The organism is Paraburkholderia sp. GAS448, assembly GCF_050435685.1.
Classification (GTDB): Bacteria; Pseudomonadota; Gammaproteobacteria; order Burkholderiales; family Burkholderiaceae; genus Paraburkholderia.
In genome coordinates, this window is record NZ_JBNDKT010000002.1 from 228028 (window position 1) to 241035 (window position 13008).

The window sequence follows — 13008 nt, forward strand, 5'->3', positions numbered from 1 at the left end:
CCTTGTCGCGCGGCGCGTGGGTGTGTACGTGCGCCCGCGTCAATCGTGTGCTGCAGCCACCAGCACGTCCGGCATGCGCTGCAGGAATTGCTCGGCGTCTGCGCGTCCGAGGTTGTAGGCATGCTGCATCTGCGACGGGCTCGTGTAGTCCCAGCTCGAGATCGGCACCTTGCGGGACGGTTGAACATAGAGACGCTGTTGCGTCCCGTGCGGCACGACGAACATCTGCGGCCGCGGGTAGAGCCGCGTGACCATCACGAGCACCGTGCCAGGCGTTTCGTCGAGCGCACCGACCGGCACATTGTCGACCATCCCGCCATCGAGCACCGGCCGGCCATTGCGGCGCAAAACCGGTGTGAAAGGCGGGGTGCTCGACGATTGCAGAATCAGGTCGGCGAGCTCCTCGACAGTCGAACAATCCTGCGCACGGACGAATTCCGGATGGAAACCGAGTGTCTGACCGAGCGTCGGGTGCAGCGTCTTGCGGACGTATTTCTCGATGTTGTACGCGATCAGGCCCGCCGCAACCGCACTGCGCGCACCCAGCCAGCGCGGCAGATGCGAAACGCCGACGCGGATCTCCGGCGCGTGCGAGAGCTTCGAGAACTTTTCGCCGTAGATATCGAGGAGCGCCTGACGGTAGATCCGATAGTGCGGAAACACCGACTGGCCGCGCAACAGGTTGCCCCAGTAGGCGTTTTTCGTGTTCGCGCGTAGCGCGTTCTCGTAGTAGCGCATCACCCAGTCGGAATCACGCGTGTAGAGCATGCACGCGGTTGCGGCGCCCGCCGATATGCCTGCGATGACGCGCGGCCGGATGTCCAGCTCCGGCTGGATGACATCCCAGAAGCCCGCCTGCCACCAGCAGCGATTGCCGCCGCCTGCGAATACGACCTGATCGAACATTGTTGCTGTTTCCTTCGGATGCGGCACGCCGGACGCGCCCGGCGGCAAAGTGCGCGGTGGCTGTCGTCAGTCGAGCAGCGCGTAGGTGGTGGTGGCGTGGACGGCCATCCGGCCGTCATCGTCGAACAGCTCGACTTCACCAAAGACAAGATTGCGCCCGAGGCGCAGCACACGCGCCGTGATCAGCACATCTCCCTTGCGGACGGCGCGCATGAAACTGATGTTGAGCGACACGGTGGTCATCGGCTTGAAGCCGCCAAGGGCGGCGCAAATGGCGACGACCATCGCCGTATCGGCGGCCGCCATGAAGACCTGGCCGCAAATGACACCGCCCGAGTGACGCAGCTCGCCAGAGAACGGCAGGCGCAGTGTTGCGCTCGCTTCGTCGACTTTTACTGGTGTGAGCGTGAGCGAGCGAACCCATGGCGCGAGCACGCGGTCGAGAAGTTCGCGAATTGCGTTGTCGTCCATCGTTTGCCCCCAAGTTCGGGCCGCGCGATGCGATGCGCGACGTGTTGTGGCGTCATGATACCGGGAGCGCGTGGAGGGTGCGTTTCGGGTATACGTCGAAGGGCTGGGCGTCGGCGCTTCTCGCTTCTACTACCTGGCGGAGATGTCGAATCTTTTAAGAAATCTGCGAAAGGGGCTTGGCAAGTCTCAAAAACTTCTGCATAATTCGCAGTCTGTTGGGGGCGTTAGCTCAGTTGGTAGAGCAGCGGACTCTTAATCCGTAGGTCGAGTGTTCGAGTCACTCACGCCCCACCAAAGAATCTGAAAGGCCGGTCAGCGAAAGCTGACCGGCCTTTTTCTTTTCCGCCGCCGACGCCCATTCCCGCCCACGCCTAGGTCAACGCCAGAAACCGCCCAAGACAAGGATTGCGGTTCCCCAGCGACCACACCAGCACCTCCTCGATCATCGGCGCATCGACAAACGGGCGGAACACCACACCAGCGAGCCGCGCCTTGCGCATCGACGCCGGCACCAGCGCGACTCCGACGCCTTCATCGACAAGGCTCAGCACCGTCTGCTGCAACTGCACCTCGAAGCGGATATCCGGCTCGAAGCCACCCAACTGGCAATGGTCGACGATCGCGGCGCGCGGCGTCGGCGCCACTTCAGCGGAAGCCATCACAAATGAGTCCGACGCCAGCTGCGCAATCTTCAACAGACGCGCACGGGCACCCGCGTCTGTCACGCGGCGGTGAATCGACTTCACTGCCTCCAGACGGTCGCATTCGGCAGAACACCGATGCCGCACGCGACGATGGCCGTGCCACCCCTCTCGATGCCGTCGAAGCACTCATCGACCGCGACAGGGTACATAGGCGGGATTCGCTCGCGACACCGGCATCCTTGCCACATTTCAAATTATAGTTATATTATGACTAGATACATTTGTACTAGCCAACACTCATGGTCCGTCACTCCCCGCTGGCGCTGGCTATCCTCGCGATGCTCACCGAAGCGCCAATGCATCCGTACCGCATGCAGCAGCTCATCAAGGCCCGCGGCGATGACGAGGTCATTAACGTCCGGCAGCGCAACAGCCTCTATCAGACGATCGATCGCCTGCTGCGCGGCGACCTGATCGCAGTCCGCGAAACGGGGCGCGATGGCGCGTTTCCCGAACGGACGGTCTACGAAATCACCGATGCCGGCCGCGACACCAGCCGTCTGTGGCTGCGCGAACAGCTCGCGCAGCCCGCCCGCGAGTTTCCCGCCTTCCCTGCGGCACTGGCTTTCCTGCCGCTGCTGTCGCCTGAAGACGTCTGCCGGCAGCTCGATACCCGCATCGGATCGCTTGAACGGGAACTGGCGCGCGTCCGCGCCGCGCGGGACGGCGCCCTCGCCCGACAGGTGCCGCGCCTCTTCCTGCTGGAAGTGGAATTGATCATCGCGACGCTCGCGGCCGAACTCGAGTGGGTACGTGGCATCGTCGCGGATCTGAAGACGGGGAACATCACATGGAGCGAGGCGTGGCTCAACGAAGTCGCTGCACGCTTTGCGCTACCGGCAGAGGATGCCTCCTGCAATCCCGACAAGGTTGCGCCACCCACCTGATACATGGAGAACGAAGGCATGCGCCGCTCATCACTCAAGATCATCATCATCGGCGCTGGAACGGGCGGGCTGTGCCTCGCGCACGGTCTGCGCCAGGCTGGCATCGACGTGGAGGTGTACGAGCGCGACCGCACGAGGGTCGACGGCCTGCAGGGTTACCGGGTCGGCATCGATGAACGGGGTGTCGCGTCGCTCAAGTCTTGCCTGCCGCCGGAGCTGTTCGAGACGTTTCTGGCAACGTGTGCACGCACGCCGGGTCACTTCAACATCCTGACCGAGCGAATGACAGAACTCCTCTCAGTACCGCTGAACGGCGAGGCGATGAGCGGCGGGAAGTCGGTAAGCCGCATGACGTTGCGTCAGGTGCTGTTGACGGGCCTCGAAGAACACGTCCATTTCGACCGAACGTTCAGTGCGTACGAACAGCACGCGGACGGTCGCGTGACCGCGCATTTCGCCGACGGCACGCACGCCACGGCCGATCTCCTGATCGGCGCGGATGGCGCACGCTCGAAAGTGCGCCGGCAATTGCTGCCTCACGCCAGACTCGAAAATACCGGCATCGTCGGCATGGCCGCCAAAGTGCCGATGACTCAGGCGTCGCGTGCGTTGCTGCCGCCTAAGGTGCTGGACGGCATCACGCTGGTCAACGCACCAAAGGGCATCGGAGCGATCCTGCACGTGATGGAATTCCCGTGGAGTGTGAACGGCGAGAAGCGTCAGCCGAACGAGAAGAACGGCATCGGCGGCAACGACGCCGAATTGATCGCGCGCTGGCCAGGTCTTCTCTACGACAACACCCGCGACTATCTGATGTGGGCCGTGTGGGGCGCGCTGCGCAATCTGCCGGCGAATCCGAAGAAGCTCGAACAGCCTGCGCTGCTCGCACTGGCCACCGAGATCACCGACGGCTGGCATCCGAACCTGCGCGCGTTGATTCGCGCGTCCGATCCGGCGACTGCGTTCGCAATCGATATCCGCACTTCATTACCCGTCGCGCCGTGGGCGACCTCGAACGTGACCGTGCTGGGCGACGCGGTGCACCTGATGACGCCAGGACGCGGCGTGGGTGCGAACACCGCTTTGCGCGACGCAGCGTTGCTTGCGTCGCGGGTACACGATGCCGCCAGGGGGACGATGTCACTGCACGAGGCGGTCGCCGGGTACGAAGCGGAAATGCGCCGTTACGGCTTCCACGCGGTAGCGGAATCGCGCAAGCAGTTCGACGAACGCGATCCGATCCATCGGCCGGTGGTCGGGCGCGTGGCGCTCGGCGCGATGCGCACCGGCCTGCGAGTGGTGAACAACGTGCCGCTGCTCAAGCGCCGCATGATCGCCGCGGAACACCGGTTCCGCGGAATCGACCAGACGCCGCAAGGGCACTAGCGAGCGCTAGAGCAGATGTTACTTCGGCGAGACGTCGATGTTGCCGAAGTACTTCTGGGCCAGCGTCTTCACGGTGCCATCGGCCTGCACCCTGGCGATCGCCGTATCCAGCTGCTTCTTCAATTCGGCGTCACCCTTGCGGATACCGAACGCGATACCACTGCCCAGGATCTTGTCGTCACGCACGGGCTGGCCAACGAACGCAAAGTCCTTGCCGTCCGGACGCGACAGGAAACCCGTCTGTCCTGCCGGCGCAAGCACGAGCGTCGCGTCGAGGCGACCGGCAACGAGGTCGGCATAGACCTGGTTCTGATCCTGATACGGCACGACGGTGACGCCCGCCGGTTCCCAATGCGCCTTAGCGAACGTCTCCTGAATCGAAGCCTGCAGCACGCCTACGCGCTTGCCCTTCAGCGATTCGGGCGTCGGCAGCAGGCCGCTGCCGTTGTGCGCGATCAGCTGGGTCGGCACGCGGTAAATGATGTTGGTGAAATCGATCGCCTGACGACGCTTCTCCGTCGCGTTCATCGCCGAATTGATCGCGTCGAACTTGCGGCCCTGCAGCGCAGGGATCAAACCGTCGAACGACGTCTCGACCCACGAGCACTTCAGATGCGCACTCGCGCAGACAGCGTTGCCGATGTCGATATCGAAGCCCTGCAACTCGCCGTTAGCGCCCTTCGATTCGAACGGCGGATATTGGGCTTCAAGGCCGAAGCGCAGCGTCGATGCATCGGCTGCGATGGCCGACACCGATGCGAAAGCGCATGCCAGCGCCAGCAGGTTCCTGAGCAACTTCATGGATGATCTCCTTCCCGTTGATAGCGTTAGTTTGTTGTGACGTCTGACGGCGTCGCAATGCGTTTATGCGTCAGCACCGGCAGACGTTCGCGCACGGCATCCAGCACCGACGATCCAAGGGTCGCGGTGGCGAAGCCGGGTTCGTCGTCGAGTCGCGCGAGGACTTCGCCCCACGGTCCGACGATCATACTGTGACCAAAAGTGCGCCAGCCATTCGGGTGTGTACCGCATTGGCCCGATGCCAGCACATACGCCTGATTCTCGACGGCCCGCGCGCGCAGCAGCAGTTCCCAGTGCGCGAGGCCCGTCGTGTGAGTAAAAGCGGCAGGCACTGCGATGACATCGGCAGCCGGTCCCGCGCGATACAGTTCAGGAAAGCGCAGGTCGTAGCAGACCGACAGGCGCAGATTGCCGAACGGTCCATGCGCCGTGCCGACGCTGTCACCGCCCACCATCGTGTCGCCTTCCGCATGTTGCTCGGTGCCCTGGCTGAAGCTGAACAGATGGATCTTGTCGTAACGGGCGCGGCACTCGCCCGAGGGGTCGAATAGCAACGCGGTGTTGTACGCATGCGTGCCGACCTGAGGACCGTGGTCCGGCCGGATCGGCACGGTGCCGCCGATCAGCCACGTGCCCGTTTCGTGCGCCAGTTGCGCGAGTGCCTGCTGGATCGGCCCGTCGCCGAACGGTTCTGCAAGCGCGACGCGTTGTGCTTCGTCGTTGCCGATCCAGCAGAAGTATTCCGGCAGGCTCACGAGCGTCGCGCCCGCGCGCGCCGCCTCCGTCACCCAGTGACGCGCCTCTTCCAGATTGCGTGCGACATCGTCGGTGCTGCTCATCTGCACGACGGCGGCGGTGAGGGTCTTGTCCATCTGCGTCATCGCGCGCTCCTCAGATCGAGCACAGCCGGCGCGCGCCTTCGATCAGCGTCGCGTCGTCCTTCGAAAAGCTCAGGCGGATCAGGCCGGAATCTGTGCCGTCGGTATAGAAGGCCGAGAGCGGAATCGTCGCGACCTGCGCGTCACGGATCAGGCGCAGCACGAAATCGCTTTCGCTTTCGTCGGAGAAACTGCGGAAACGCGCGAGCAGGAAGAAGCTGCCTTCGCTCGGCAGCAGTTCGAAGCGCGACTCGCGCAATGCGTGTGTCAACAGGTCCCGCTTCTGCTGATAGAACGCGGAAAGACCCAGATAGCTTTCCGGGTTTTTCAGCGCGTCAGCGAACGCGTATTGCATCGGCGTATCGGCGGAAAACACCATGAACTGGTGGACCTTGCGGATCTCGTCCATCAGCGCGGCGGGGGCGAGGCAGTAGCCTACGCGCCAGCCGGTCACGTGATACGACTTGCCGAACGACGACACGATCACGCTGCGCTCCGCGAGTTCGCGGTGGCACGCCATGCTCTGATGCTTCGCGCCGTCGAACACGACGTGTTCGTACACTTCGTCGGACAGAATCACGATATCCGTATTGCGCGTGACGGCTTTCAGGCGCTCGATGTCGGCATCGCTGAAAATCGTCGCGGTTGGATTGTGCGGGGTGTTGATGATGATCATGCGGGTCTTCGGCGTGATGGCCGCGGAGACCTCATCCCAGTTCACACGGAAGTCCGTCAGCGAGAGCTTGATCGGCACCGGGGTCGCGCCCTGCAGCCGCACGATCGGGGCATAGCTGTCGAACGACGGCTCGAAGTAGATCACCTCATCGCCCGGATGAACCAGCGCGCTGATCGTCGAATACAGGCCTTCGCTCGCGCTCGCAATCACGGTCACTTCGCTCGACGCGTCGTAGCGCACGCCGTACAGCGCTTCCACCTTGTTCGCGAGCGCCTCACGCAATGCGCGGATGCCGGCCATTGGCGCGTACTGGTTATGACCTGCGCGCATGGCTTCTGCCACGCCGTCGACGAGCTTCGCGTCCGGCGCGAAATTCGGCGCGCCTTGCGACAGGTTCAGCGCATCGTGTTCGGCGGCGAGCTGGCCGATGACGGTGAAGATTGTCGTGCCCACGTCGGGCAGTTTCGAGCGTGCTTGCATGGCGCTCTGCATGAGGGTTCCTCCATCGGGCTGCATGTCGATGGGGCGCTCTTTTGATAACGGCCCCATCCTGTTATGCGGATTAGGCATCAGCCAATACGCAGCCACAATCGAAAGTTTGTCATGCGCAGCATGCGTTTACGTCATGCCGGGCGTCGCGCGTGCGCTGGGGCGGGGCGGAGAAGGCGCTGCGCGGCTTGAGAAACTGAGGGGGTCAGATTGCACCCGACAGGCAAGTTGCAGCAGACAGCTTTCGATAAGCCGACGCGCGCGAGGCGCACCGGCCAGACCTCACTCGTCCATCAAGCGGACTTTCACCTTCTTGCCCTTCACCTTGCCGGCGCTGAGCTTGCGCAGCGCATCGCGCGCGATACCGCGCTCGACCGCCACGTAGGTCGAGAATTCCGTCACGTTGATCTTGCCGATCTGCGTGCCGGCAAAGCCCGCTTCACCGGTCAGTGCGCCGAGCACATCGCCGGGACGGATCTTTTCCTTGCGGCCGCCAAGAATCTGTAGCGTCTCCATCGGCGGCAAAAGGGGTTCGTTGCTGGCGGCCGTCAATTCCGAAACCGGATGCCATTCGACTTCGCGGCCCTTCGACTGCTCGATGCTGCCCACGCGTCCCATCTCGTTCATGCTCGCGAGACTCAGTGCCCAGCCGTCCTGATCGGCGCGTCCGGTACGGCCGATGCGGTGCACATGCACCTCCGGATCCGGCGTGACGTCCACGTTGATCACGGCTTCCAGCTGCGCGATGTCGAGGCCGCGCGCCGCAACGTCGGTTGCAACGAGCACCGAGCAGCTACGGTTCGCGAACTGGATCAGCACCTGATCGCGTTCGCGCTGGTCGAGTTCGCCGTGCAGCGCGAGCGCGTGAAAGCCCTGCGCGACCAGCACGTCGAGCAGATCGCGGCACTGCTGTTTCGTATTGCAGAACGCGATGGTGCTGACCGGCCGGAAGTGGTTCAGCAAAAGACCGACGGTATGCAGACGATCGTTCTCCGTCACTTCGTAGAAGCGCTGGCGGATCTTGCTGTCGTCGTGACGCTCTTCGAGCTTGACGTCCTTTGGATTGCGCAGGAACTGCTGGCTGAGCTTGCCGATACCGTCCGGATACGTCGCGGAAAAGAGCAGCGTCTGACGCTCTTTCGGGCACTGGCGCGCAACCGTCGCGATGTCGTCGAAGAAACCCATGTCGAGCATGCGATCGGCTTCATCGAGGACGAGCGTGTTCAGCGCCTTCAGATCGAGGCTGCCGCGCTCCAGGTGATCCATGATCCGTCCCGGCGTGCCGACAATGATATGCGCGCCGTGTTCGAGGCTCGCGGTCTGCGGACGCATCGGCGTACCGCCGCACAGCGTCAGCACCTTGATGTTTTCCTCGGCGCGCGCGAGACGGCGGATTTCCTGCGTCACCTGATCGGCCAGTTCGCGCGTCGGGCACAGCACCATCGACTGCACGGCGAAGTTGCGCACGTCGAGGCGCGCCAGCAACGCCAGCGCGAACGCGGCGGTCTTGCCACTGCCGGTTTTCGCCTGCGCGATCAGATCCTGGCCGGCGAGCGCGACTGGCAGGCTGGCGGCCTGGATCGGCGTCATCTCGAGGTAGCCGAGCTGCGTGAGGTTGGCCAGCATCGCTGGGGGCAGCGGCAGCTGACTGAATGGGGCGGGGGTCGGTTTGGTCATGGTGTCTTTCGATGTCGGTGAGCGTTCGATGGATTACTGGAGCGGACGGCCTTCGATCTGCTCGTAGACGATCGTGCCGTCGTCCGCATCGAAACGTTCGACATAATTGCGCGCGCCGCACATCGGGCAGCGAAACAGGAGCCCCTGCCCTTCATTTTTGATCACGACGTCCGACTGTTCCCACTGCGCGCCGCACGACTGGTTTCTACACGTAAACATCATTGATTCTCCTGCCCGATCCGGTTGTCTGTTGAGCCTCGCCACGCGTGCGAAGCTGAAGCCGCGCGCGGATTTCGTGGTGCGTCATCCTGAAAGCCCGGCAGTTTCGCACGAATCGCTTCCGCGAAACCGGTTTTGGCGGGTTTTGCGCGGATTTGCCATGCATTGCCGGAAATCTGGCAGCGGTTGCGCTCTTCATTTGTCTGCGACTGGCTCGATGCACGTACTAGACCACAAATCGTCGGCCGAAGTGCCATCGTCGAAAGACAGGCACCTCGCGGGTCACCTGGGAAATCGAACAGATCGCCGATTCGTGCCGTCTGACGGTCATCCATGATCAGTTGCGCGACGAAGCCAATCCCGAGCTGTACGGCGGCTGGCCGATGGTGCTCTCCGGTCTCAAGACGCTCCTCGAGACGGGCGAAACGCTGACTACGCCAGGATCGTTGCAATACGCGCCGCACCAGAAATAGGCCGCCTGAGGTCCAGGTGGGAAAACCGGAGTCTGGTGATGATGACGAGCGTCAACGCACGCGACGCGCTGCGCTGCGTTCGTCAATCACTCGATGGTGATCTGTCAGTGCGTCACGCGCAGGTCGGATTCCAGCGGGCTGAGAGCGTGCCGGTTGGTCATCGACTCCTTCAACGTCTCCGAGGGACGCTTGCCGAAAAGCTTGCGGTAATCCGTCGCGAACTGGCTCAGATGCCAGAAACCCCAGGCTGCCGCCACATCCTGCACCGACCGCGCCGCCTCGCACAGTTCGCGTCGTGCGCCGTTCAGGCGGATCGTACGCAGATAGGTCGCCGGTGCCATGCCGAGCACGTCCTGAAAGCAGTATTGCAGCGTCCTGCGGCTCACGTGCAGTTTCTCGCATAACTCCGGCACGCCAACCGGCCGCTCGCGATTCGCCAACACATATTCGCGCGCTTCGGAGACGATCCAGTGCCGACGCGGCTTCGTCGGTATTGCGCCCGCTTCCGCGTGAGGCTGGGCGTAGAGATCGAACAGCGAAGCCAGCACCGACGACTGCAGACTGTCGCGTGCAAAGCCCGTCAACGGCGCCCTGCTGTTCGCGCCGTCATCGAGGATCTGGCGCAAGGATGCGCACAGGCGCGCCTTGTGCACCTCACCGATCTGGACAACCTCTGTTTCCGGAAGAGGGTGGATCAACTCCGGATGCTCGACCTCGGCCGCATACCGGCGAAGTACCTCGCCCGTCACCACCACGCCGAAAATCTCATAGCCCGCCGGCGTGATCAGTTCGAATTCGATGCCCCCCGGACGGAAGGCAATCGCGCCGTCGTCGATGACATTCGCGTCGATGCGCCCCGGCACATCGCGACGCACGGGAACGCCAAACCAGTATGCGTCCGACGGCACCTCGCAGCTTTGCCGCAGCGTGTGGCTCGTCGTCTCGCAGAAAACATGCATGTGATCCAGCGACAACTCCGTCAGCGTGCCGATGAAAGCGCCCGCGGTGAGTTGATCGTAGGTCTGGCTCCAGCCTTGCAGGTTGCGGGCCTGTTCGTCGGCATCGTGCGCGACGCAGGTCTGCACGCGTGTGCTGTCGCCGCGCGTCGTTTGCGCGGATGAAGTATCGACGACAGGAAGATGACTCGTCATGCCTGAAGTGCCTGGAAACTCAATCGCGACCTGAAACGCAAATCCCATGCCGTGCGCCTGGACGCTCGTCTGCGAGCGCCCGCGCTCAGGTGCTGTTCCAGTCCTGAACAGTTAAACGCGCGCTGTTCAGAAACGGCGCGCTCCTTGTGAGCAGCTTGAACACTCGTGGCGGCATGCGCCATGAAGGTGCCTGCCGCACCCGCATGATTCACGCCGGAAAGCTCACTGGCACGCTTCTGGCGTATGCGGTTCGCGGCCAGCGATTCAAGCGCCGACGACAAATCATCACACACATGTGAGGAGCACACAGATGAACCATGCAGAGATGCAGTTCCTGAACGTCGAATTCCCGTACAAAAAGCAGTATGGCAATTTCATCGGCGGCGAATGGGTAGCGCCCGTCGGTGGCGAATACTTCGACAACATCTCGCCGATCACCGGCGAGCCGTTCACGTCGATCCCCCGTTCACGCGAAGCCGATATCGAACTCGCGCTCGACGCCGCGCATCGTGCGAAGGTCGCCTGGGGCAAGACCTCGACCACCGATCGCGCGAACATCCTGAACCGCATCGCCGATCGCATGGAAGCGAACCTGCAGCGTATCGCCGTCGCTGAAACCATCGACAACGGCAAGCCGCTGCGTGAAACGATGGCCGCCGACATCCCGCTCGCCATCGATCACTTCCGCTACTTCGCGGGCTGTGTGCGTGCGCAGGAAGGTTCGATCTCCGAGATCGATGGCGACACGGTGGCGTATCACTTCCATGAACCGCTTGGCGTGGTCGGCCAGATCATTCCGTGGAATTTCCCGATCCTGATGGCGGTATGGAAGCTCGCGCCCGCGCTGGCCGCCGGCAACTGCGTCGTGCTCAAGCCCGCCGAGCAGACTCCGGCGTCGATTCTCGTGCTGATGGAGTTGATCCATGACCTGCTGCCGCCGGGCGTGTTGAACATCGTCAACGGCTTTGGTCTGGAAGCCGGCAAGCCGCTCGCGTCGAACAGGCGCATCGCCAAGATCGCCTTCACCGGTGAAACGACGACCGGCCGGCTGATCATGCAGTACGCGAGCCAGAACATCATTCCGGTGACGCTCGAACTCGGCGGCAAGAGCCCGAACATCTTCTTCGCCGATGTGATCGACCACGACGACAGCTACTTCGACAAGGCGCTCGAAGGCTTCGCGATGTTCGCGCTGAATCAGGGTGAAGTGTGCACGTGCCCGTCACGCGTGCTGATCGACGAACAGATCTACGACCGCTTCATGGAACGCGCGCTCAAGCGTGTTGCCGCCATCACGCAGGGGCATCCGCTCGACACAAAGACGATGATCGGCGCGCAGGCTTCACAGGAGCAGCTCGAGAAGATCCTGTCGTATGTCGATCTTGGCCGGCAGGAAGGCGCGGAATGCCTGATCGGCGGGGAGCGCAACACGCTCCCCGGTGAGCTGAGCAAGGGCTACTACGTGAAGCCGACCGTGTTCCGTGGCCACAACAAGATGCGCATCTTCCAGGAAGAGATCTTCGGACCGGTCGTTTCCGTGACGACGTTCAGGACCGAGGAAGAAGCGCTGGAGATCGCCAACGACACGCTCTACGGTCTCGGTGCCGGCGTCTGGACCCGCGACGGCACGCGCGCCTATCGCTTCGGCCGGCAGATCCAGGCCGGGCGTGTGTGGACCAACTGCTATCACGCGTATCCGGCGCACGCGGCGTTTGGCGGCTACAAGCAGTCGGGCATCGGTCGCGAGAACCACAAGATGATGCTCGACCACTACCAGCAAACGAAGAACCTCCTCGTCAGCTACAGCGAGAAGCCGCTCGGCTTCTTCTAAAGCAGTGCTCCTGTTGGGCGGCCCGCTTCAAGCGGTCCGCCCTTTTTTCGAGGAAACATCATGCCAGACGAAGTCGAAGTTGCGCGCGTGGTCGCGACGCCCGCAGCTGTCGCGCTGATTCAGTCACTGGGCGCCCAGCACGGGGCGCTCATCTTTCATCAATCCGGCGGGTGTTGCGACGGCAGCGCGCCGATGTGCTTTCCGTCGACGGAGTTCATGGTCGGCAGCTCAGACGTACGACTCGGGACGATTGCCGGCGTGCCGTTCTACATGAGCGAATCGCAGTTCGAGTACTGGCAGCACACGCAATTGATCATTGATGTCGTTCCCGGGACCGGCGGCATGTTTTCACTGGAGCGGCCTACAGGGATGCGCTTTCTCACCCGCTCCCGCCTGTTCGAGGATGCGGAGAACGCATGGCTTGAGAAGCACCCTGTTGAACATGCGGGGGCTTGAGCC

At 62.9% G+C, this 13008-nt stretch carries 12 protein-coding genes, 1 tRNA gene and 2 pseudogenes; 6 read left to right on the forward strand and 9 right to left on the reverse strand.

The window, feature by feature from the left end:
* Positions 1-39 precede the first annotated feature (39 nt).
* Both P3T23_RS04690 and P3T23_RS04695 read right to left on the reverse strand, forming a co-directional pair.
* Positions 40-906 (reverse strand): patatin-like phospholipase family protein, encoded by an 867-nt coding sequence (locus tag P3T23_RS04690; protein WP_429315026.1) that lies wholly within the window; start codon positions 904-906, stop codon positions 40-42.
* Positions 907-972: 66 nt separating this feature from the next.
* Positions 973-1377: a PaaI family thioesterase gene (locus tag P3T23_RS04695; protein WP_429315027.1), complete on the reverse strand. Its 405-nt coding sequence runs from the start codon at positions 1375-1377 to the stop codon at positions 973-975.
* 218 nt (positions 1378-1595) lie between these two features.
* On the opposite strand from P3T23_RS04695, the gene P3T23_RS04700 reads away from it, so the two are divergent.
* A tRNA-Lys gene (locus P3T23_RS04700) sits at positions 1596-1671 on the forward strand.
* Positions 1672-1748: 77 nt separating this feature from the next.
* On the opposite strand, the pseudogene P3T23_RS04705 reads toward P3T23_RS04700, so the two are convergent.
* A pseudogene (locus tag P3T23_RS04705) lies at positions 1749-2087 on the reverse strand (LysR family substrate-binding domain-containing protein); the annotation flags it as partial.
* Positions 2088-2320: 233 nt separating this feature from the next.
* Between P3T23_RS04705 and P3T23_RS04710 the strand changes: the two are divergent.
* Positions 2321-2968: a PadR family transcriptional regulator gene (locus P3T23_RS04710; RefSeq protein ID WP_429315028.1), complete on the forward strand. Its 648-nt coding sequence runs from the start codon at positions 2321-2323 to the stop codon at positions 2966-2968.
* An 18-nt stretch (positions 2969-2986) separates the two neighbouring features.
* Positions 2987-4354: an FAD-dependent oxidoreductase gene (locus P3T23_RS04715; RefSeq protein ID WP_429315029.1), complete on the forward strand. Its 1368-nt coding sequence runs from the start codon at positions 2987-2989 to the stop codon at positions 4352-4354.
* Between the two features lie 18 nt (positions 4355-4372).
* Here P3T23_RS04715 and P3T23_RS04720 read toward each other — a convergent pair whose 3' ends face one another.
* The 5 genes from P3T23_RS04720 to P3T23_RS04740 form a co-directional block, all read right to left on the reverse strand.
* Positions 4373-5155: an ABC transporter substrate-binding protein gene (locus P3T23_RS04720; protein ID WP_429315030.1), complete on the reverse strand. Its 783-nt coding sequence runs from the start codon at positions 5153-5155 to the stop codon at positions 4373-4375.
* 26 nt (positions 5156-5181) lie between these two features.
* Positions 5182-6036, reverse strand: a complete 855-nt coding sequence (locus P3T23_RS04725) for a carbon-nitrogen hydrolase family protein (protein ID WP_429315031.1) — start codon at positions 6034-6036, stop codon at positions 5182-5184.
* A 10-nt stretch (positions 6037-6046) separates the two neighbouring features.
* Entirely contained in the window at positions 6047-7201 is a 1155-nt protein-coding gene (locus tag P3T23_RS04730) for a pyridoxal phosphate-dependent aminotransferase (RefSeq protein ID WP_429315032.1), read from the reverse strand.
* A gap of 279 nt (positions 7202-7480) precedes the next feature.
* On the reverse strand, positions 7481-8875 hold the full coding sequence (dbpA, locus tag P3T23_RS04735; RefSeq protein WP_429315033.1) for an ATP-dependent RNA helicase DbpA: 1395 nt from the start codon (positions 8873-8875) through the stop codon (positions 7481-7483).
* A gap of 33 nt (positions 8876-8908) precedes the next feature.
* Positions 8909-9094: a hypothetical protein gene (locus P3T23_RS04740; RefSeq protein ID WP_429315348.1), complete on the reverse strand. Its 186-nt coding sequence runs from the start codon at positions 9092-9094 to the stop codon at positions 8909-8911.
* A 275-nt stretch (positions 9095-9369) separates the two neighbouring features.
* On the opposite strand from P3T23_RS04740, the pseudogene P3T23_RS04745 reads away from it, so the two are divergent.
* Positions 9370-9567 (forward strand): annotated as a pseudogene (locus tag P3T23_RS04745) (hypothetical protein); the annotation flags it as partial.
* Positions 9568-9671: 104 nt separating this feature from the next.
* On the opposite strand, the gene P3T23_RS04750 reads toward P3T23_RS04745, so the two are convergent.
* Positions 9672-10718 (reverse strand): helix-turn-helix domain-containing protein, encoded by a 1047-nt coding sequence (locus tag P3T23_RS04750; RefSeq protein WP_429315349.1) that lies wholly within the window; start codon positions 10716-10718, stop codon positions 9672-9674.
* A gap of 310 nt (positions 10719-11028) precedes the next feature.
* Here P3T23_RS04750 and adh point away from each other — a divergent pair, with 310 nt between their 5' ends.
* Entirely contained in the window at positions 11029-12549 is a 1521-nt protein-coding gene (gene adh / locus P3T23_RS04755; RefSeq protein WP_429315034.1) for an aldehyde dehydrogenase, read from the forward strand.
* 60 nt (positions 12550-12609) lie between these two features.
* A complete protein-coding gene (locus P3T23_RS04760; protein WP_429315035.1) occupies positions 12610-13005 on the forward strand; it encodes a DUF779 domain-containing protein in 396 nt (131 codons plus the stop codon).
* Positions 13006-13008 lie beyond the last annotated feature (3 nt).

What these genes read in the sequence shown, in the direction of transcription:
- P3T23_RS04720 (WP_429315030.1), bottom strand. Translation starts at nt 5,155, where the DNA reads ATGAAGTTGCTCAGGAACCTGCTGGCGCTGGCATGCGCTTTCGCATCG.
- adh (WP_429315034.1), top strand. Translation starts at nt 11,029, where the DNA reads ATGAACCATGCAGAGATGCAGTTCCTGAACGTCGAATTCCCGTACAAA.
- P3T23_RS04715 (WP_429315029.1), top strand. Translation starts at nt 2,987, where the DNA reads ATGCGCCGCTCATCACTCAAGATCATCATCATCGGCGCTGGAACGGGC.
- P3T23_RS04695 (WP_429315027.1), bottom strand. Translation starts at nt 1,377, where the DNA reads ATGGACGACAACGCAATTCGCGAACTTCTCGACCGCGTGCTCGCGCCA.
- P3T23_RS04730 (WP_429315032.1), bottom strand. Translation starts at nt 7,201, where the DNA reads ATGCAGAGCGCCATGCAAGCACGCTCGAAACTGCCCGACGTGGGCACG.
- P3T23_RS04710 (WP_429315028.1), top strand. Translation starts at nt 2,321, where the DNA reads ATGGTCCGTCACTCCCCGCTGGCGCTGGCTATCCTCGCGATGCTCACC.
- P3T23_RS04725 (WP_429315031.1), bottom strand. Translation starts at nt 6,036, where the DNA reads ATGACGCAGATGGACAAGACCCTCACCGCCGCCGTCGTGCAGATGAGC.
- P3T23_RS04690 (WP_429315026.1), bottom strand. Translation starts at nt 906, where the DNA reads ATGTTCGATCAGGTCGTATTCGCAGGCGGCGGCAATCGCTGCTGGTGG.
- dbpA (WP_429315033.1), bottom strand. Translation starts at nt 8,875, where the DNA reads ATGACCAAACCGACCCCCGCCCCATTCAGTCAGCTGCCGCTGCCCCCA.
- P3T23_RS04760 (WP_429315035.1), top strand. Translation starts at nt 12,610, where the DNA reads ATGCCAGACGAAGTCGAAGTTGCGCGCGTGGTCGCGACGCCCGCAGCT.
- P3T23_RS04750 (WP_429315349.1), bottom strand. Translation starts at nt 10,718, where the DNA reads ATGACGAGTCATCTTCCTGTCGTCGATACTTCATCCGCGCAAACGACG.
- P3T23_RS04740 (WP_429315348.1), bottom strand. Translation starts at nt 9,094, where the DNA reads ATGTTTACGTGTAGAAACCAGTCGTGCGGCGCGCAGTGGGAACAGTCG.